Annotated in this window: 20 protein-coding genes and 1 pseudogene; 15 read left to right on the top strand and 6 right to left on the bottom strand. The window is 63.1% G+C overall.

Annotation, left to right across the window (positions count from 1 at the left end; translation table 11 throughout):
- Positions 1-135 precede the first annotated feature (135 nt).
- The 8 genes from CFB34_RS15030 (at position 136) to CFB34_RS14995 (ending at position 6,655) form a co-directional block, all read left to right on the top strand.
- On the top strand, positions 136-558 hold the full coding sequence (locus CFB34_RS15030) for a rubrerythrin family protein (protein WP_027791020.1): 423 nt from the start codon (positions 136-138) through the stop codon (positions 556-558).
- A 123-nt stretch (positions 559-681) separates the two neighbouring features.
- On the top strand, positions 682-2,019 hold the full coding sequence (locus tag CFB34_RS15025) for a heterodisulfide reductase-related iron-sulfur binding cluster (RefSeq protein ID WP_089443031.1): 1,338 nt from the start codon (positions 682-684) through the stop codon (positions 2,017-2,019).
- Between the two features lie 31 nt (positions 2,020-2,050).
- Positions 2,051-2,632 carry a DUF3501 family protein gene (locus tag CFB34_RS15020; protein ID WP_089443030.1) on the top strand — a complete coding sequence of 194 codons (582 nt, stop codon included), beginning with the start codon at positions 2,051-2,053 and terminating at the stop codon, positions 2,630-2,632.
- Between the two features lie 623 nt (positions 2,633-3,255).
- Positions 3,256-4,248 (top strand): IS5-like element ISBmu2 family transposase, encoded by a 993-nt coding sequence (locus CFB34_RS15015; RefSeq protein ID WP_006412423.1) that lies wholly within the window; start codon positions 3,256-3,258, stop codon positions 4,246-4,248.
- Positions 4,249-4,665: 417 nt separating this feature from the next.
- On the top strand, positions 4,666-4,875 hold the full coding sequence (locus CFB34_RS15010; protein WP_089441843.1) for a hypothetical protein: 210 nt from the start codon (positions 4,666-4,668) through the stop codon (positions 4,873-4,875).
- Between the two features lie 199 nt (positions 4,876-5,074).
- Positions 5,075-5,344, top strand: coding sequence for a hypothetical protein (locus tag CFB34_RS15005; RefSeq protein WP_143329491.1), 270 nt, complete (start codon positions 5,075-5,077; stop codon positions 5,342-5,344).
- A gap of 70 nt (positions 5,345-5,414) precedes the next feature.
- On the top strand, positions 5,415-5,846 hold the full coding sequence (locus CFB34_RS15000; RefSeq protein WP_089441844.1) for a hypothetical protein: 432 nt from the start codon (positions 5,415-5,417) through the stop codon (positions 5,844-5,846).
- A gap of 587 nt (positions 5,847-6,433) precedes the next feature.
- On the top strand, positions 6,434-6,655 hold the full coding sequence (locus CFB34_RS14995) for a SymE family type I addiction module toxin (protein WP_089441845.1): 222 nt from the start codon (positions 6,434-6,436) through the stop codon (positions 6,653-6,655).
- An 85-nt stretch (positions 6,656-6,740) separates the two neighbouring features.
- Here the strand turns inward: CFB34_RS14995 and CFB34_RS14990 are convergent, their stop codons facing one another.
- Complete coding sequence (locus tag CFB34_RS14990; protein WP_089441846.1) at positions 6,741-7,364, bottom strand: hypothetical protein; 624 nt, start codon at positions 7,362-7,364, stop codon at positions 6,741-6,743.
- Positions 7,365-8,177: 813 nt separating this feature from the next.
- On the opposite strand from CFB34_RS14990, the gene CFB34_RS14985 reads away from it, so the two are divergent.
- The 5 genes from CFB34_RS14985 to CFB34_RS14965 all read left to right on the top strand — a co-directional run bounded on the left by CFB34_RS14985 (position 8,178) and on the right by CFB34_RS14965 (position 13,156).
- Entirely contained in the window at positions 8,178-9,293 is a 1,116-nt protein-coding gene (locus tag CFB34_RS14985) for a branched-chain amino acid ABC transporter substrate-binding protein (protein WP_089426904.1), read from the top strand.
- A gap of 182 nt (positions 9,294-9,475) precedes the next feature.
- Positions 9,476-10,402, top strand: a complete 927-nt coding sequence (livH, locus tag CFB34_RS14980) for a high-affinity branched-chain amino acid ABC transporter permease LivH (protein WP_041493199.1) — start codon at positions 9,476-9,478, stop codon at positions 10,400-10,402.
- An 11-nt stretch (positions 10,403-10,413) separates the two neighbouring features.
- Positions 10,414-11,685 carry a high-affinity branched-chain amino acid ABC transporter permease LivM gene (locus CFB34_RS14975; protein ID WP_089441847.1) on the top strand — a complete coding sequence of 424 codons (1,272 nt, stop codon included), beginning with the start codon at positions 10,414-10,416 and terminating at the stop codon, positions 11,683-11,685.
- Positions 11,682-12,455: a high-affinity branched-chain amino acid ABC transporter ATP-binding protein LivG gene (livG, locus tag CFB34_RS14970; protein ID WP_069252315.1), complete on the top strand. Its 774-nt coding sequence runs from the start codon at positions 11,682-11,684 to the stop codon at positions 12,453-12,455. The genes CFB34_RS14975 and livG overlap by 4 nt, the downstream gene beginning before the upstream one ends.
- Complete coding sequence (locus CFB34_RS14965; RefSeq protein ID WP_039366289.1) at positions 12,455-13,156, top strand: ABC transporter ATP-binding protein; 702 nt, start codon at positions 12,455-12,457, stop codon at positions 13,154-13,156. Before livG ends, CFB34_RS14965 begins: the two co-directional genes overlap by 1 nt.
- Positions 13,157-13,238: 82 nt before the next feature.
- Here CFB34_RS14965 and CFB34_RS14960 read toward each other — a convergent pair.
- From CFB34_RS14960 to CFB34_RS14945, 4 genes and pseudogenes are all read right to left on the bottom strand, one after another.
- A pseudogene (locus CFB34_RS14960) lies at positions 13,239-13,436 on the bottom strand (LysR family transcriptional regulator); the annotation flags it as partial.
- A 7-nt stretch (positions 13,437-13,443) separates the two neighbouring features.
- Positions 13,444-13,851: a DUF2000 domain-containing protein gene (locus CFB34_RS14955; RefSeq protein WP_089441848.1), complete on the bottom strand. Its 408-nt coding sequence runs from the start codon at positions 13,849-13,851 to the stop codon at positions 13,444-13,446.
- Positions 13,852-13,895: 44 nt separating this feature from the next.
- Positions 13,896-14,753 carry an AraC family transcriptional regulator gene (locus CFB34_RS14950; protein ID WP_089441849.1) on the bottom strand — a complete coding sequence of 286 codons (858 nt, stop codon included), beginning with the start codon at positions 14,751-14,753 and terminating at the stop codon, positions 13,896-13,898.
- A gap of 73 nt (positions 14,754-14,826) precedes the next feature.
- Positions 14,827-15,804: an AraC family transcriptional regulator gene (locus CFB34_RS14945; protein ID WP_089441850.1), complete on the bottom strand. Its 978-nt coding sequence runs from the start codon at positions 15,802-15,804 to the stop codon at positions 14,827-14,829.
- A 45-nt stretch (positions 15,805-15,849) separates the two neighbouring features.
- Here CFB34_RS14945 and CFB34_RS14940 point away from each other — a divergent pair, with 45 nt between their 5' ends.
- Complete coding sequence (locus CFB34_RS14940; RefSeq protein ID WP_089441851.1) at positions 15,850-16,599, top strand: SDR family oxidoreductase; 750 nt, start codon at positions 15,850-15,852, stop codon at positions 16,597-16,599.
- 291 nt (positions 16,600-16,890) lie between these two features.
- Here CFB34_RS14940 and CFB34_RS14935 read toward each other — a convergent pair whose 3' ends face one another.
- Positions 16,891-17,163: a hypothetical protein gene (locus CFB34_RS14935; RefSeq protein ID WP_089441852.1), complete on the bottom strand. Its 273-nt coding sequence runs from the start codon at positions 17,161-17,163 to the stop codon at positions 16,891-16,893.
- 488 nt (positions 17,164-17,651) lie between these two features.
- Between CFB34_RS14935 and CFB34_RS14930 the strand changes: the two genes are divergently transcribed.
- Entirely contained in the window at positions 17,652-18,734 is a 1,083-nt protein-coding gene (locus CFB34_RS14930) for a LuxR C-terminal-related transcriptional regulator (protein ID WP_089441853.1), read from the top strand.
- Positions 18,735-18,768 lie beyond the last annotated feature (34 nt).

The raw sequence follows: 18,768 nt of genomic DNA, 5'->3' as shown, positions 1-18,768 counted from the left end.
AGCCTATTGGGGATGCGAACGCGAGCGCCTAGATTGAAGAGCACGATGCGTGCGCCCCCGGCAAGCGCATCGTTCCCCACATACCTGATCGACCCGGCTCCGCACGCGGCCGCGCCGACTCGAACGGAGGCGCAAATGGCTCAACTCAAGGGCAGCAAAACCGAAGAGAACCTGAAAGCCGCATTCGCGGGCGAATCGCAGGCGAACCGGCGTTATCTGTATTTCGCTTCGAAGGCTGACGTCGAAGGCCAGAACGACGTCGCCGCGCTGTTCCGCTCGACCGCCGAAGGCGAAACCGGCCATGCGCACGGCCATCTCGAATATCTGGAGGCTGTCGGCGATCCGGCAACGGGCTTGCCGTTCGGTTCGTCGCGGCAGAATCTCGAATCGGCGATCGCCGGCGAAACGCACGAATACACCGACATGTATCCGGGCATGGCGAAGACCGCGCGCGACGAAGGCTTCGACGAAATCGCGAACTGGTTCGAGACGCTCGCGAAGGCTGAACGCAGCCACGCGAACCGCTACACGAAGGCGCTGGACAGTCTCGTCGACTGACGGGCCGCCGCGGGCCGCACGGCAGGCCGTGCGACCGGCAAGCGGCCGGCTGTTCGTTCATCGCTGCCCGCATCGCGCGGGCGGCGCGGGCGCGCATGCGCGCCACGCTGGATGGAGCGCCCCATGCCCCACAAGGAAGGCAGTCTCGAAGCCCCGACCCGGCATCCGCTCGACTGGCAGTCCGATGCGTTCTACGACCAGGCCGCGATCGATGCGGAAATGACGCGCGTGTTCGACATCTGCGCCGGATGCCGGCGCTGCGTGTCGTTGTGCGGCGCGTTTCCGACGCTGTTCGATCTGGTCGACGACACGCCGATGGGCGACATCGAGGAGGTGCCGAAGGCCGCGTTCGGCAAGGTCGTCGACCAGTGCTACCTGTGCGACCTCTGTTACATGACGAAATGCCCGTACGTGCCGCCGCATGCATGGAACGTCGACTTTCCGCACCTGATGCTGCGCGGCAAGGCCGCGCGCTACCAGCGCGGCGAAGCGACGCTGCGCGACAAGGTGCTGTCGAATACCGACGCGCTGGGCCACTTCGCCGGCATTCCGATCGTCACGCAGGCGGTGAACGCGGTGAACCGCACGCAGCCCGCGCGCCATGCGCTCGAGGCGGCGCTCGGCGTCGATCGCCACGCGTGGCTGCCGGAATTCGCGCCGCGCAAGTTCCGGCGCACGGCGCGGCCGTCGGACGGCTTGCCGGTGCGCGACGGCGAACGCACGCCCGGCAAGGTGGCGATCTATGCAACCTGCTACGTGAATTTCAACGAGCCCGGCATCGGCCACGACCTGCTCGCGATCCTCGCGCACAACGACATCCCGTACGAACTCGTCACGCGCGAAGCCTGCTGCGGGATGCCGCTGCTCGAGCAGGGCAATCTCGCCGGCGTGGCCGCGAAGAAGGACGTGAACCTGCCCGTGCTCGAACGCTACGCGCGCGAAGGCTATGCGCTGATCGGCGCGATCCCGAGCTGCGTGCTGATGTACAAGAGCGAGCTGCCGCTGATGTTCCCCGGCGACGAAGCGGTGCGCGCGGTGGCCGACGCATTCTGGGATCCGTTCGAATACGTGATCGCGCGGCATCGCGACGGACTGCTGAAGACCGATTTCAAGACCGGCCTCGGCACCGTGTCGTACCACGTGCCGTGCCATGCGCGCGTGCAGAACATCGGCCGCAAGACGGCCGACGCGCTGTCGCTCGTGCCCGATACGCGCGTGAACGTCGTCGAGCGCTGCTCGGGCCATGCGGGCACGTTCGGCGTGAAGAAGGCATTTCACGCGGACGCGATGCGGATCGGCGGGCCCGTGTTCAAGGCGATGGCCGAGCCGCAGCCGGATGTCGTGTCGTCGGACTGCGCGCTGGCCGGTCATCACATCGTGCAGGGCATCGACGAGAAGGGGCTGCCGTCCGCGCCGCTCGCGCATCCGCTTACGCTGCTGCGCCGCGCGTACGGCATCTGAGCCGCCGCCGGCCGACCCACGAGGACCTCCCATGACGTTGACCCGCGACTCCCTGCTGACGCTCGAAGCGTACGCGAAGATCCGCAAGGCCGAACACGCGCGGCTCGTCGCGTACAAGCGCCGCCGCGCGGTGGCGCTCGGCAACCACCTGCGTTTCCTGTTCGAGGACGAGACGACGATCCGCTACCAGATCCAGGAGATGCTGCACATCGAGAAGATCTTTGACCAGGCCGGCATCGAAGGGGAGCTGGACGCGTATCTGCCACTCGTGCCCGACGGCACGAACCTGAAGGCGACGATGCAGATCGAGTACGAGCACGAGGCCGAACGGCGTGCGGCGCTCGCGCGGCTGATCGGTGTCGAGGATCGCGTGTACCTGCAGGTCGACGGGCACGCGCGCGTCTACGCGATCGCCGACGAGGATCTCGACCGCGACACCGCCGAGAAGACGTCGGCCGTGCACTTCGTGCGCTTCGAGCTCGACGCGCCGATGCGCGCGGCGCTCAGGGGCGGGGCGGCGCTCTCGATCGGGTGCGATCACCCGGCCTACACGATGCCGCCGCAGCGCGTGGAGGCGGACGTGACCGCGTCGCTGGCCGGCGATCTGCGCTGACGCGTCCGCTGCAACGTCCGGCATGTCCGGCATGTCCGGCACCGCCCACCCACCGGTTTCCCTTTTTCCGTTCCGACCCGAAACATAATTCCCGCCCCCGATGCGGCGCGGTCGCCCGCGCGTCGCCCCGAAGTTGTAACAGACGTCACGAGTTTGCGCGCGGCGAAAAATGTGCGTCGCACGTCACCGTGCTTTCATCACTCGCAGAGAAACAATAAAAAGATTGTGCACGGAGATAATTAAAATCGGTCGAATTTGAATGATTTACCGATTCGTGAATATCTTGTTACGCTTTTTTCCCTGATTTACCGATATCCGGCAGCAATGCGCGGGATTGTTGCCGGCAGGGGCCGGAGCAGCCCGGAAATGCCCATGAAAAGGCATCCTTCATACGCCGTAGAGCCCCGCCAGACGGGCCTTTGCAGCCGGGGGCATAAAGATCCCGCAAAAAAATTCAAGCGTAAATACATTACTCATCCATGGCGGGTTGTTTCAGTGCGTAACATTAAGTCATTGTCATATTGAGATAAACCCTAGGGAAACGCTGATTTATTCGGCTCGGCGGTCATCGCAGACGTAGCCGAGGACGTTTAGAAGACAGCTCACGGAACGGACCCACGACGATGAAGAGGCAGATCGGCTTCGCGGAAGCGGAAATTGCAGGCAAGAAGCGAGTGACGAGGCGCCAACGCTTCCTGGAAGAGATGGAGAAGGTCGTTCCGTGGCAGCGCTTGCTGTCGGCCATCGAACCGCACTATCCGAAGGGCACGCGAGGTCGCCCGCCGATTGGCCTTGAGCGGATGCTGCGAATCTACTTCGTGCAACAGTGGTACGGACTGTCGGACGAAGGACTGGAAGACGCGCTGTATGACAGCATCACGCTGCGAGCCTTCGCCGGCATCGATCTGGCGATCGAGAACGTGCCTGATGCAACCACGCTGTTGAAGTTCCGGCGCCTGCTGATCGAACACGAACTGACACGGAAGTTGTTCGACGAGATTGGCATCTCGCTGTGCGAGCGTGGGCTGATGATGAAGGAAGGCACGCTGGTTGACGCGACGATCATTGAAGCGCCGCCGTCGACCAAGAATGCCGGGAAGAGCCGTGACCCGGAAATGCATCAAACGAAGAAGGGCAACGAATGGCACTTTGGCATGAAAGCCCACATTGGCGTCGACGCCGACTCGGGCCTGATTCACAGTGTGGTTGGCACGGCGGCCAACGTGTCGGATGTATCGCAAGCTCATGCCCTGCTGCACGGGCATGAAGAGCAGGTGTTCGCCGACGCGGGCTACATTGGCGTCGACAAGCGCGAGGAAATGGCGGGCAAGGCCGTGAAGTGGCACGTCGCTGCCAGGCGGGGAAAGATCAAGGCGATGCAAGAAGGAGCGCTGAAGGACCTGGTGATCGCGCTCGAGCGAACCAAGGCGCAGATCCGTTCGCGGGTTGAGCATCCGTTTCATATCGTCAAGAATCTGTTTCAGCATCGCAAGACCCGATACAAGGGCTTGGCCAAGAACACCGCGCAACTGTTCAGCCTGTTCGCTCTGGCGAATCTGGTGATTGCGCGAAATCTGTTGCGATCGGTCCATGGGAGCAGTCCGTCATGCGTATGAAAAATGCGAGCAGGGGAGGCTCGCTTACGCGCCAAATTCACTGAATTGAGCGCCGATTCGCTTCGTCATCCAGAAAATTTGAAGCCATCTCGCCTGCAACTTCGGAAGTTGGTCCATTGATCAGCGTTTCCTTAGAGATTTTGACCATTTCAGATCAGAATTTTGGAAGGAAGTCTCAATGGATCCCGATCTGAGTAGTCAGTTCTCGAAGTCCAACGTGTCGAGAATGACAAATGGATTGGCTCCGAAGGCATCGGTTACTCAGGGAGTGGGGAAGAACACATCGTATGTGCTTCATCATATAGAACCGATTCAGCACGGTGGGGGTGTCTATGATATGGATAATTTGCGTATCGTAACGCCTCGATATCACGCTGAAGTGCTGGATCCTTCGTACCATTATTGAGAGGTTAAGTGATGAATAGGGATGAACTGATTGTTTTGGTTAGGCGGATGAGGGAGTCAAATTACGCCTCCGATGAGGAGGCTGAAAATGACGTGGAGATTTTGAATAAAAGTGTGGCCGATCCTTATGCAATGGATTATATCTTTCAAAAGGAATACGAAGATATGTCACTTGAGGAGGTTGTGGACAAAATTCTCTCGTATAGGCCGATTCAATTGTAACTTATGTAAATGAGGTTGTCGGGGGTATTCTTGGGGTGTTGGAGGTAACCCGATGCAAAGCGCCGTGAGGATGGCATCAGTTCCGGTTCAAATTTAACTAATTTGCTTGGCTTGCATCATAGGATCTACTTGCAAATACACTCTGCGCTGCTTCGGCTCGTATATGGTGGTTGCGCGAGTGCGATGGATTGAGTTAATCATGAGAATGGAATATTTTCGCTCGATGACGGAATTTCCATGTGGTTCCGGATGGATTTATACAGAATTTATTGACGGTGTCGCAACACGTCAGATTAGCCATCCCCAGGGTGGGGTTCTCTATGCATCTTCGTCGGTCGGTGACTGGAATCCTGAGATAGGATTCTTGCTCTTTGATGGAGTGAAGGAAGAGCTTGAAATTCCCCCAAATGACGAAATCAAACAAGAGGATTTTGAGTGCGTCTGGAAGATGGCCACGGCTAATCCCTAGAGGCATACCGGAAATAGTATGCTAGTGCGAAACAGATCGGAGATAAATATCGAGCATTATCGGGATTAATATGTTGTCAAGTAAAATTATCTCGTTTTGTCGAGATAAAGGTTGGTGGTTTGATGATGTCGAGCCGGCGTATCGTGATGCACTTTTGAAAATTGGGTTCGATATATCGTCAGATTTTTCGCTGTTCTATCTGCATGTCGAGGATGGGCCGACGTTCATTTCGAAAAACGGTGAAATATACCAAGTTTGCTGGTTTTTAAGCAAATCAGATTATGCTGGTAGGATGAGGATGGCTCGCGATGTTTTCAAGGTGCCGGAGTCATACATGCCGATGGATTCGTTTTCGGGCGGGCGAGGTTTTTTCTACAACACGCAAACCAAAGAGGTGTTCGATATCGGGTTGGGTGTGGATTTGGAGAAATTGTCGAATGGTGGCTTGAATGCTCGATGGGATAATTTCAATGAATTCATCGAGTGGTTTTTCGGCATTTAGGTATCCAGTCAATCGTTTCTGGTGTGGCGGCTCGCAGGAAAACCGTAGGTGCAAGCTTCGATAGATGATCGACCGCGCGTTGTAACGCTGCTGGATTCGCACGCTCAGCACAAGTGGCATCCATAGACGTGCGCGCTCAAAAGATCTTGCATTGGCTACACAAGTATCGAGCCCGGCGCACATTGTCGAGTCAGAACTCGTAGAACTGTTTCAAATCGTCACGTTCGGACGCTATGGTGTTCCGAATAGATGGCGCAGGAGTCGATATGCTCGCCATTACCGTCAACACGCGCAATAACCAGAAAACTGACCGATCCGCGTGCCTATGCCCAATGGCTAACGTGCGCTTAAATGCGCGCAAACGATGGTTTAATGTGAAATGTCCATCTGATGATGATCGTGTTGCGTGCAGTGCGCGCGAACGGAAGTGCCACACGCACTGATCCTCAATCGAAGCATCGCTCCCATCGATCCACCAACAAAGGAGGAATCCAAACCATAAAAACGCCGCAGTAAACGAGCGCGGGCCGCAAGTGCTACCAACACTCACGACCCGCTAACCACAGCCAACTAAGCAGGAGTTGCCCATGGCTAAGGCGAATCATAAAGCACGGCCGCCGAAGACGGAACGTTTCGTAACGATCCAGGAAATGTGGGGTTCCCCGAAAACGATGGAACCCAGGCCGGAGAAGTTTTATCCGTATATGAAGATCGGTGGAATGTGGCTGGTCAACGATGCTGGATTTGTTCCGGGCCGAAAGGCTCAGATCACGATTGAGTCGGGCAGGCTGATCATCACGCAGCTGTAAGAGGCAACGCCGCAGGATGCGGCCGCGCTGCGCGATGTCGCGCAGCGCGTGTGGTGGGATTGCTGCTGCCGCTTACTGCCGCCCCTCACCAACCGATATTGCAAGACGACCGCGACGTCCCCGCACCGCCCGTCGCCGTGCACTTCGTCCCCGCGCCGTTGTCATAGAACGTCCGCGTTTCCGGTTGCGGCACCGAAGGATCGAACGGATTCGGCGCGCCATGCGGACCGCGCGGCGCATCGTACGGCCGCTGCGGCGCATACGAACCGCCGCTACCAGCAGGCCGCGATCCGTTAGCGCGCAGGTATTCATTCCAGTTCTCCGCGCGCTGTTCATATCCAGGCACCGCGCGACCAAAACTATCCTTCCCACCCGCGCCGAGCGCGACTCGGTTCGACGGCAATACAAAATCGGGCTCGTGTTCAACCGAAGGCGTCGGCACCACGAGCGCATCGCCCGTCACCCGCAGCGGTCGCGTATCCGGCGTATTGAACGGACCGGGCTCCATCGGCGCGGCGTACTCCGGGCGACCGTGGCCCATACGCGCCGCATGCCCGTCATCCCGAGCCGCAGCCCTACGCTCCGACCGAAACACATTGGCACCCACCGACCGATCGGTCAGCGAGTCGCGCCCGGAAGCATCGACAGCAGAAACAGAAAACGCACAAGCAAGCGCGGCGGCGGAAGAGAGGCAGAAAGGGTGATTCATCAGCGTTCCGAAGCAGGTGATATGCGATGAGAAAAAAACGGCAGATCACTGGCTGGCGGCTGGGCGACGGACGGGCGTCGAGGCGGCCCTGAAGCGACTGCGAGGCGCTGGGTATACGACTCGCAGGAAGGCTGGCTGGATTGCAGAAGCGAATTCGTATTATTTCATAAAAATAACAACGAGCTTCCAAGTGTTTAGTTTTGTTTGTAAACAGTAGGATTGACCGCCTCGACCTCCCGCCCCAAGTTGGTGCCGGCCCAATCAATCATCAGTCGATTGATTGCCGATGATCAGGCCCTTAGCAGCCCGAAAACGCATCACACGAAATCCGAGACCGCCAAAAGCCAAGCGCAGCAAGGCACGCACCCAATCAGCCCCACCTAATAGCAACCCAATTGCACCCCAGGCAAACGTTCCCACCCCTCAACCGGTTGCGCCCCCATCGCCACCACCTCCCCCAAAACCCTCCGTGTTTTCCCTCGGTCGACCGGCATTTTTGACAGACGATTTAAAAACGCCCATATAATTTCGACTGCCTTGCCAATGGCTGTCGGACCATCCCTCCGAACAAGCGATTTGGCAAGCGGGGCAGGCGAAACGCTTGCGCAATGCAAGACGCATCACGATGTCTTTCCGAACCAGACGTCCCCTTTCGGGGACTGCAAGAGCCGGGCCCCGCTACGCAACATTCCGCCGGAGTTCCGTCTTCTATGTGTCTCGGGCGTGTCCCATGTCCTCGCCCCGGGTGCTGTTCGATTGCGCAAGTCATGCCGCCTTTGCCCGTATGACTAAACAACATCGAGGAGCTCCCAGATGACGCTGTCCCGTCTTACGTCCATTTCCGCCGCCGTGCTGTTCGCCGCCGGCGCCGCCGCCGCGCAAGCGGAAACCGTGAAGATCGCCATCGCTGGTCCGATGAGCGGTTCGGTCGCCCAATACGGCGACATGGTGAAGGCCGGCGCGCTGACCGCGATCGAGCAGGTCAACGCTGCAGGCGGTGCGGGCGGCAACAAGCTTGAAGTCGTGATGATGGACGACGCATGCGAACCGAAGCAGGCCGTCGCCGTCGCCAACAAGATCGTCAGCCAGAAGATCAAGTACGTGATCGGCCACGTGTGCTCGGGTTCGACGATCCCGGCCTCCGACATCTACGAGAACGAAGGCATCGTGATGGTCACGCCGTCGGCCACCGCGCCGCAGCTGACCGAAGGCAAGAAGCGCCACTTCATCTTCCGCACGATCGGCCGTGACGACCAGCAAGGCCCGGCCGCCGCGCACTACATCATCAACAACGTGAAGCCGAAGAAGGTCGCGGTCCTGCACGACAAGCAGTCGTACGGCCAGGGCATCGCATCGTCGGTGAAGAAGGACCTCGAAGCCGCGAAGATCCCGGTCGTCCTGTTCGAAGGCATCAACGCCGGCGATTCGGACTACTCGGCGATCATCACGAAGCTGAAGTCGCAAGGCGTCGACTTCGTCTACTTCGGCGGCTACCACCCGGAAATGGGCCTGCTGATGCGCCAGGCGCGCGAGCAGGGCGTGAAGGCCACGTTCATGGGGCCTGAAGGCGTGGGCAACAAGGACGTGACGGCGATCGCCGGCCCGGCTTCGGAAGGCATGCTCGTCACGCTGCCGGCCGACTTCTCGGCCGATCCGGCCAACGCGGCGCTCGTGAAGGCGTTCGCGGACAAGAAGCGCGACCCGAACGGTCCGTTCCAGATGCCGTCGTACGCCGCGGTGAAGATCATCGCCGACTCGATCGCCGGAGCGAAGACGACCGATCCGACCAAGGTCGCCGCGTACATGCACAAGACGACGTTCGACACGCCGATCGGCAAGGTCGCGTATGACGCACAGGGCGACCTGAAGGCGTTCAAGTTCGTCGTGTACACGTGGCACAAGGATGCGACGAAGACCGCCGCCAAGTAAGACGGAGTACCCGCCCGCGCATGCCGCCCTGTCCGAGACCCGGACGGGGCGGGTGTGTATTGGCCGCGCATCGGCCCATTGCGCGGCCATGGGGCGGCCCGAGACGACACCGTGCGTTGCGCGCGGCCACGCCGTGATCCGGCGACGGCAGGCGACACGACGCCAACGGGAGCTTCCCGCACATGACTGACTTCTTTCCTCAATTCGCCCAGCAGCTGGTCAACGGCCTGACGCTGGGTGCGATCTATGCGCTGATCGCCATCGGCTATTCGATGGTCTACGGCATCATCGGCATGATCAACTTCGCCCACGGCGAGATCTACATGATCGGCGCTTACGTGGGCCTCGTGACTCTCACCGCCATCGGCATTTCCGCCGGCTATCCGCTGCCGCTCGTGCTCGGCGCCGCGCTGATCGTGTCGGTGATCGTCACCGGCCTGTACGGTTTCGCGGTCGAGCGCGTCGCGTATCGGCCGCTGCGCGGCGGCCCGCGCCTCGTGCCGCTGATCTCCGCGATCGGCATGTCGATCTTCCTGCAGAACTACGTGCAGATCGGCCAGGGCGCGCGCGACGTGTCCGTGCCCGTGCTGATCTCCGGCGCGTTCGACATCCATCTCGGCGGCGATTTCGACGTGACCATCCCGTATTCGCGACTGATGATCGTCTGCGTGACGCTCGTGCTGATGATCGCGCTCACGTTGTTCATCTCGCATTCGCGGATGGGCCGTGCGTGCCGCGCATGCGCCGAGGACATGAAGATGGCGAACCTGCTCGGCATCGACACGAACCGCGTGATCTCGTTCACGTTCGTGCTCGGCGCGATGCTGGCGGCCGTCGGCGGCGTGCTGATCGGGCTGACGATCGGCAAGCTGAATCCATATATCGGCTTCGTCGCGGGCATCAAGGCGTTCACCGCCGCGGTGCTCGGCGGGATCGGCAGCATCCCGGGCGCGATGCTCGGCGGCGTGCTGCTCGGCCTCGCTGAAACCTTCGCCGCAGGCTACATGCCGGCCGAGTACAAGGACGTCGTCGCGTTCGGCCTGCTCGTGCTGATCCTGCTCTTCCGCCCGACCGGCCTGCTCGGCAAGTCGGACATCGAAAAGGTTTGAGGGAGACGCAGATGAGTCAAGTCATTTCCGTTCGCCGCCCGGCCGCCGACGCTTCGATCGGCCAGGCGCTGAAAAATGCCGTGGCCGCCGCGTTCCTGACGGCGATCCTCACGATTCCGGTGCTCGGGCTGCAACTGAAGCTCGAAGGCTATCAGGTGGTACTCACGCCGCACTGGCGGCCGGTGTGGATCGCGGTCGCGGGCGTGTTCCTGTTCCAGCTGTTCAAGCCGTGGCTCGTGCGCGCGAAATCGTCGGTGAAGCTGCCGGCGCTGCCCGCGATGGGCGCGCAGCAGCAGCGCGTGATCGTCTGGGTGCTGCTCGCGGTCGGGCTCGTGTGGCCGTTCTTCGGCTCGCGCGGCGCGGTGGACGTCGCGACGCTCGCGCTGATCTACGTGATCCTCGGCCTCGGGCTGAACATCGTGGTCGGCTTCGCGGGGCTGCTGGATCTCGGCTATGTCGGGTTCTACGCGGTCGGCGGCTATACGTACGCGATGCTGAACCAGTACTTCGGGCTGTCGTTCTGGGAATGTCTGCCGCTCGCCGCGATCGCGGCCGCGACGTTCGGCTTCCTGCTCGGCTTCCCGGTGCTGCGGCTGCGCGGCGACTATCTCGCGATCGTGACGCTCGGCTTCGGCGAAATCATCCGCCTGCTCGCGAACAACCTGACCAGCCTCACGGGCGGCCCGGACGGCATCTCGGGCATCCCGAAGCCGACCGTGTTCGGCTACGAGATGGCGCGCAGCGCGAGCGTCGACGGTGCGAAAACTTTCCATGAACTGATCGGGCTGGAATACAGCGGCGACCACGTGGTGATCTTCCTGTACCTGCTCGCGCTCGTGCTGGTCGGCTTCACGCTGTTCGTGACGAGCCGCCTGATCCGCATGCCGATGGGCCGTGCGTGGGAAGCGCTGCGCGACGACGAGATCGCATGCCGTTCGCTGGGCCTGAACCCGACGCGCATCAAGCTGTCGGCGTTCACGCTCGGTGCGGCGTTCGCGGGTATCGGCGGCGCGTTCTTCGCGGCGCGCCAGGGCCTCGTGAATCCTGAATCGTTCACCTTCATCGAATCGGCGCTGATCCTCGCGATCGTCGTGCTCGGCGGGATGGGCTCGCAGCTCGGCGTGATTCTCGCGGCGATCCTGCTGACCGTGCTGCCGGAAGTCGCGCGCGGCTTCGCCGAGTACCGGATGCTGATCTTCGGTCTCGTGATGGTGTTGATGATGATGTGGCGTCCGCAGGGCCTGCTGCCCGCGAGCCGTCCCCACGTGGAGCTGCCCCAATGAGCGCGAATACGGAACTGTTGAAGGTCGCCGGGCTGCAGATGCGCTTCGGCGGGTTGCTCGCGGTGGACGGGATCGATTTCGACGTGCGTCGCGATGAGGTGTTCGCGATCATCGGGCCGAACGGCGCGGGCAAGACCACGGTGTTCAACTGCGTCGGCGGCTTCTACAAGCCGACCGGCGGCGACGTCGTGCTCGACGGCCACGCGATTGGTGGGCTGCCGAGCCACAAGATCGCGTTGAAGGGCCTCGTGCGGACGTTCCAGAACATCCGCCTGTTCAAGTCGCTGACCGTCGTCGAGAACCTGCTCGTCGCGCAGCACCGCAAGGTGAAGGCGGGGCTGCTGCCCGGCCTGTTCTCGACGCCCGCGTATCGCCGTGCCGAGAAGGAAGCGCTCGAACGCGCGGCCGTATGGCTCGACCGGATGGGGCTGACGTCGGTCGCCAACCGGCCGGCGGGCACGCTGTCGTACGGGCACCAGCGGCGTCTGGAGATCGCGCGCTGCATGATCACCGAGCCGCGCCTCCTGATGCTCGACGAGCCGGCGGCCGGCCTCAACCCGCAGGAGAAGATCGAGCTGCAGCACCTGATCGACAAGCTGCGCCGCGAGTTCGGCGTATCGGTGCTGCTGATCGAACACGACATGAGCCTCGTGATGGGCGTGTCCGACCGCATCCTCGTGATGGAGCACGGCCGGCCGATCGTGATCGGCACGCCGGAAGCGGTCCGCAACGACCCGCGCGTGATCAAGGCGTATCTGGGGGAAGAGTGATGCTGAAGCTGGAACAGGTCCATACGCACTACGGCGCGGTCGAGGCGCTCGCCGGCGTGTCGATCGAGGTGAACAAGGGCGAGATCGTCACGCTGATCGGCAGCAACGGCGCCGGCAAGACGACGCTGATGATGACCGTGTGCGGCACGCCGCGCGCGTCGTCGGGCCGTGTGCTGTTCGAGGGCAAGGACATCACCGCGATGTCGACGCACCAGATCATGCGGCAGGGAATGGCGATCTCGCCGGAAGGGCGGCGCGTGTTCCCGAGCCTGACGGTGCTCGAGAACCTGAAGATGGGCGGCTTCTTCGCGAGCCGTCACGAGATCGACGACGGCATCGAGCACGTGTTCAAGCTGTTTCCGCGTTTGAAGGAACGCGCGACGCAGCGGGCCGGCACGATGTCGGGCGGCGAACAGCAGATGCTGGCGATCGGCCGCGCGCTGATGAGCAAGCCGCGCCTGCTGCTGCTCGACGAGCCGACGCTCGGCCTCGCGCCGCTCGTGATCGCGCAGATCTTCGACATCATCCGCACGATTCGCGACGAAGGCGTCACGGTGTTCCTCGTCGAGCAGAACGCGAACAAGGCGCTGGGCGTGGCCGATCGCGGCTACGTGCTCGAAACGGGGCGCGTGGTGCTCGCCGATACGGGCGCGAACCTGCTCGCGAACGATCGCATCAAGCAGGCGTACCTCGGCGGTTGATGCCGAAAGCCGCCGGCCTGCAACGGGCCGGCGGCGCTTCCCGTTTTGCTTTCTCATGCAAGGCCGGTTCCCGGCCTTGTCTTCATCCGATCCGGAACGTGCTTTTCAGCACGTCGCGCAGATGCAGCGCGGCGCGATTGCTGTCGTCCGTCAGGATGGTGATCAGGTGCGGCGGGAGATCGGGCAGCACGATCCCGGCGACGTGGCTCGTCAGGTTGCCGGACACGCGATCGTGTTCGATGAGGCCGACCGCGAGGCCGTTCGCGATACACGCGTCGACGGTGGCATCACGCATGCAACGCCAACCCCTTCACCGCCTTGTCGACCGCCTTCTTCGGCCCATGCAGCGCCAGCCCGACGAAGTCGAGATTCTCGGCATCGCCGGCCCGAAACACCTCGCGGTTGGCCGCGTCGTGCCCGGTCGAAAACATCGCATGCACGTAGGGCACGATCGTGAGTTCGCGCGACAGCGCCTGCCGGTGGGCAGCCTGCAGGCCGTTCAGGTCGGCCGAGAACACCAGCATCGGCTGGCCCAGCATGCGGCCGTAGCGGCGTCCCGCCGCATCCTCGTACGGCTCGCCGAGCGCTTCGGGGGCTTCGGCCGCGACGCCCGTCGCGAGAAACGCAACGACATTGAGTTTTTGCCACGCCGCGAGATCGTCGCGCACGATCAGCGCTACCTTGGTATCGAACATGAGTGCTCCTTGTAGAGACGCTCATGATCGGCTGCCGCGCGCGATCAGTCTGGAACGTTTGTGCAGAGTTGCCGGTAAGCGGCCGGCGTGATCCGGTACGCGCGGCGGAACCAGCGCCCAAGGTGGCTCTGGTCGGCGAAGCCGACGTCCGCGGCCGCCTGCGCGGGCGTGCGGCCGGCCGCCAGCAGCCGGCGCGCGGCACGCAGCCGCAAGCGCACCAGGTACGCGTGCGGCGACGTGCCGAACGCCCGCTGGAACAGCCGCGTCAGCCGGAACCGGTCGATCCCGGCGACCTGCGCGAGTTCGTCGAGCCCGATGTTGCCGTCCATGTGTTCATGCAGCAGATCGCGCACGCGTGCGATCGCGGGCGGCACGACGGCGCTTTCCAGCACGAGCGGCCCGCGCAGTTCGCCGCCGAGCCGGATCAGCAGGCGGTCGAGCGTCTGGTCGCGCGCGAGCTTGCCTTCGTTGCCGTGGATCGCGAGAAACGCCTGGCGGATTGCGTCGACGAGGCCGCGATCGTCGACGAGCGTATGGCCGAACGACGCCTCGACGCCGCCGAGGCCCGGCAGGTCCAGCCGTCGTGCGGCGCGCTCGACCCACGCTTGCGGCAGGTACAGCATCCCGTAGGTGAAGCCGCCGGCTTCGGGCGCATGGCCGTCGTGCAGCGCGCCCGGCTCGATCAGGATCGCGCGGCCCGGCACGCTCGTATGCACCGACCGGTGGCACTGGAATTGCTGTACGCCTTGCTCGGTGAAGCCGACCAGCATGTCGTCGTGATCGTGCGCGTCGTAGGCATGGCCGTTGAAATGCGCATGCAGGCTTTCGATGCCGGTTTCCGCATCGCGCCGTGCGACGAGCCAGTGGCCGGTTGTGTCGATGGGCTTCGCGGGTGTCGTCATCGGATGCGTTGCGCGTCGTCGTTGCGTGACGAATAGTGTACGCAGGTCGCGGAGCAGTGGGGGCGGGTGCGCATCATGCTTCGTTTGCCGTCGCCTGCTCGTCGCGTGCGTATTGCGCGGGCGGCCGGCCGACATGGCGCGTGAACGCGACGCTGAAGGTGCTCGCGGAACTGTAACCCACGCGCCCCGCGATCTCGGCGATGCGGCCGTCGTTGCGGCGGAGCAGATCCTTCGCGAGCGCCATGCGCCAGGTGAGCAGGTATTCCATTGGCGCGAGCCCGACGGCGCGGCTGAAGCGTTCGAAGAAGGTCGAGCGCGACAGTGCGGCTTCCTTCGCCAGCTCGACGATCGTCCACGGATGCGCGGGGCGTTCATGCATCCGGCGGAGCGCGGCGGCCAGCCGGCTGTCGGCCAGCCCGCGCACGAGGCCGGGCGACGCATCCGTGCCGGCCGAGAACCGCAATGCCTCGATCAGCAGCACTTCCACGAGACGCGACAGCACGAGTTCGCGCGCCGGCCGCTGCGCACGCGATTCGTCCCGCACGAGTTGCACGAGCGTGGTCAGGCGCGGCTCGCCGCGCACGTGCACGTATTGCGGCAGCAGCGACACCAGCAGCGCAGCGTCGGGCGAACTGAAGCTGCAATGGCCGGCCATCATGCGCGTGTCGACCGGGCGATCCGCGTCGCCGATCCGGTATTCGCCGTTGTCGAGCGCGACCGGCGCGGCGGTTTCGACGCCGGGCGGCGGCAGTTCGAAGCTGGATATCGCGACGCCGTGGGCAGCCGGAATCAACACGAAATCGCCGGGCAGCAGGTCGATCGGCGGATGCCCGTCGATCGCGACCCGGCACCCGCCATCCAGGACCACGCAATAGAACGGCTCGCCGGCGACCGTGCGGTTGATGCGCCAGGGGCTCGCGCCGTGAACGAGCTTGGAATACCGCGTGCTCGGCTGCAACAGCGTCACGACCTCGGCTAACGGATCGATCATCGCCGGACTCTCGCAAATGAAAATCGGATTTTCGATTGTAGCGAATACGGATCCGGCCATCTATCGTACGAACACATGCTCAACACGTCACAGGAGTGAGTTCGCATGAAGACCGTATTGATCACCGGCTGTTCCTCCGGCTTCGGCCTCGAGATCGCCCGCTATTTCCTGGCTCGCGACTGGCAGGTCGTCGCGACGATGCGTACGCCGCGCGAGGACGTGCTGCCGCCGTCGCCGAACCTGCGCGTGCTGGCGCTCGATGTCACGAACCCCGACAGCATCCGCGCGGCGATCGACGCCGCCGGCCCGATCGACGTGCTCGTCAACAATGCGGGTTTCGGCGCGGCGGCACCGGCCGAACTGATGCCGATCGACACCGTGCGTGCGCTGTTCGAAACCAACACGATCGGCACGATCGCGGTGACGGAAGCCGTGCTGCCGCAGTTGCGCCGGCGTGGGGCCGGCGTCGTCGTGAACGTCACGTCGAGCGTCACGCTGAAGGTACTGCCGCTGCTTGCCGCCTATCGCGCCAGCAAGGCGGCGGTCAATGCGTACACCGAATCGATGGCGCTCGAGCTCGCGCCGTTCGGCGTGCGTGCGCATCTCGTGCTGCCCGGGCGTGCGCCCGACACGCGTTTTGCCGACAACGCGCGCGCGCACATGCACGGCTTCGAGCATGAGGCTTATGCGGAATTTGCCGCGGCGGTCTTTGCGCGCATCGTCGACGAATCCGCGCCGATTACGCACGCGCAGGACGTCGCCGTAGCGGTGTGGCGCGCGGCGACCGATCCGTCGAGCCCGATGCGTATTCCGGCCGGCGCCGATGCCGTCGCGTGGGCGGCGGAAGCGGGCTGACGCTTGCCGACATGGGGCGAACCGGCTTGCCAATGAACGGATCAGGCAGGCTCGTTCGCTCGCGTGAGGCGGGATGCCTCCGGCTTGAAACCAGCCGCTCGCGCGGCGGCAGGCACGTACGTGCATGCATCACGGACGGATGCGATCCGCGCGGTTCAGCCTGTCGCGCTCGGCATGAAAGCACGCCGGGCGCGCTTCTGCTCGCTGCCTGTCTATCCGCCGGCCCTGCAGGGTCGCGCCAGCTACCCCCACCCGATACACGCGCAGCCACGCCGAGCCGGACCTCTGCCGCTACTGGCCGCCTTGGTACAACTCGTTGAGACGCTGAAGATCCCCTGACTTCTGCATCCGCAGGTATTCCTCCTTGACTTGTGCGCGGCTGAGCCCGGCCGGCCCGCCTGCCTGCGATCCGCCGCTGGGCATGCTGCCCATCGACGTCGCGCTGATCGCCGAGTCGGACGGCTTGCTCGACGCCGCCGCGGCGCCATCGTCCTGCGCCCGGGCGAGACCTGACGCACTCAACACACATATGGCGGCGAGCGCCGCCTTGACCATGCTCTTCATCGTGGCACCTCACATGAACAAGCAATGCAACAACCCCGACGCGGATGCTGCGTCGTCCGCGTATGTCGACGTGGCGCATGCGTGCGGCTGCCCGTACGCGCAACTCGATCCGCCCCCGGCAATTCATCAAGGTTTTACGGCGACTGACGCGTCGGCATGCGCAGATTCACGCGATGGTTCTGTCGCGCGTGTCGCGTCGTCCTGTGCGCGTTTGACTCGCGCATCGTGAATCGGGTCATTCCGTCGTCATTGCACGCGCCGGACAAATCTCCCGTGCCGAACGCGCAGGAGCGGGTTCGTCACGCGAATGCAGCCGGAATGGCGGAATGATAGAACCCGCATGCCGGTTTAACGCCCTCTTGAAAGGGGGTATTTGCCGCCGTTGTCATGTGGAATGCCTACACTGCACAGACATCGCGGAGCGTGTGCAGTCGAGCGTCTCGCCGCGACCCGCGAACGAATCCGGTGCATGTTCGAGGAGCGCATTCATGTCTGACAAACACGTCGCGCTTGCCAGCCATATTCGTCGGCTCTGTTCGCTTGCCGTCGAGCCGCATCTCGTCATTCCTCATGTGATTGAGGCGGCCCGGCACATCGTCGGCGCCGACTGGGGCATGTTCTTCTATGCCGACGAACACTACGCCGTGTCGGACGTGTGCAGCGAAAACGAGGTCGTCTATTCGCTCTTGCCGACGTATTTCGCGAACATCCACAACACGTCCCGGCAGCAGGTGCTGGGCATCACGTTTTCCGATGCGATGCGCCGCGGGCGCGGCTTCGACAACAGCGCGCACTACGACGATGCATTGCTGGCGAGCGACATGTATGCGGATCTGTGGCGGCCGGTGTCGATGCGCCACTGTCTCGAGCTGACCGCGACGGACGGCACGCGCGGCTGGGGCAGCTTGCTGCTGTCGCGCGCACCGGGCGCGCGTCCGTTCTCGGACCAGAACCATCGCGACATCGAACCCGTGGCGCGGCATCTGGCCCATGCGCTGTCGCGGCCCGTGCAGCCCACGCTGCACGAATCGGAATGCAGCGAGTCCGCGACCCTGGTGGTCGACGACGATGGCCGGCTCCTGCTGCACAACGCCGACAGCATCCGGATGCTGGCGCTCGCGACCGGCGAGCCGGTCGCGTTCTACCGCAACGAACGCCTGCCGGACTGGCTCGCGCCGCTGCGCTCGAACCTCGACCGGATCTGGCTCGGCTACCCGGCGCCACCCGCGACGCTCGAGCGTCGCAGCCTTGCGGGGCGTTTCCGCTTCAAGGCCTATCGATGTACCGACGCGGTCGCGTTGCAGCGCGATGCCGCGATCGTGATCCATATCGAGCACTTTCCGCCGCTCAGGCTGATGGTCGAACGGCTCGGTTTCGCATTCGGCCTCACCGAGCGACAACGCGAACTCTGCGTGCCGCTCGTGCTGGGCCGCTCGCACAGCGAGATTGCGCGCGACTTCGCGCTGCGCGACAGCACGGTCGTCGATCATGTCCGCAAGATCTATCGCCGGCTCAACGTCCACAATCATGACGAATTGCGCAGCGTGTTCCGGGCCGGGCGGCTCGACTAGCCTTCGAGGTGCCCGGCGTCGAATCGCGTGTTCC

Origin of the sequence: Burkholderia sp. HI4860 (genome assembly GCF_002223045.2) — a bacterium.
Taxonomy (GTDB): Bacteria; Pseudomonadota; Gammaproteobacteria; order Burkholderiales; family Burkholderiaceae; genus Burkholderia.
Note: the sequence above shows the minus strand (reverse complement) of the source record. Positions and strands in the feature narration are given on the sequence as shown.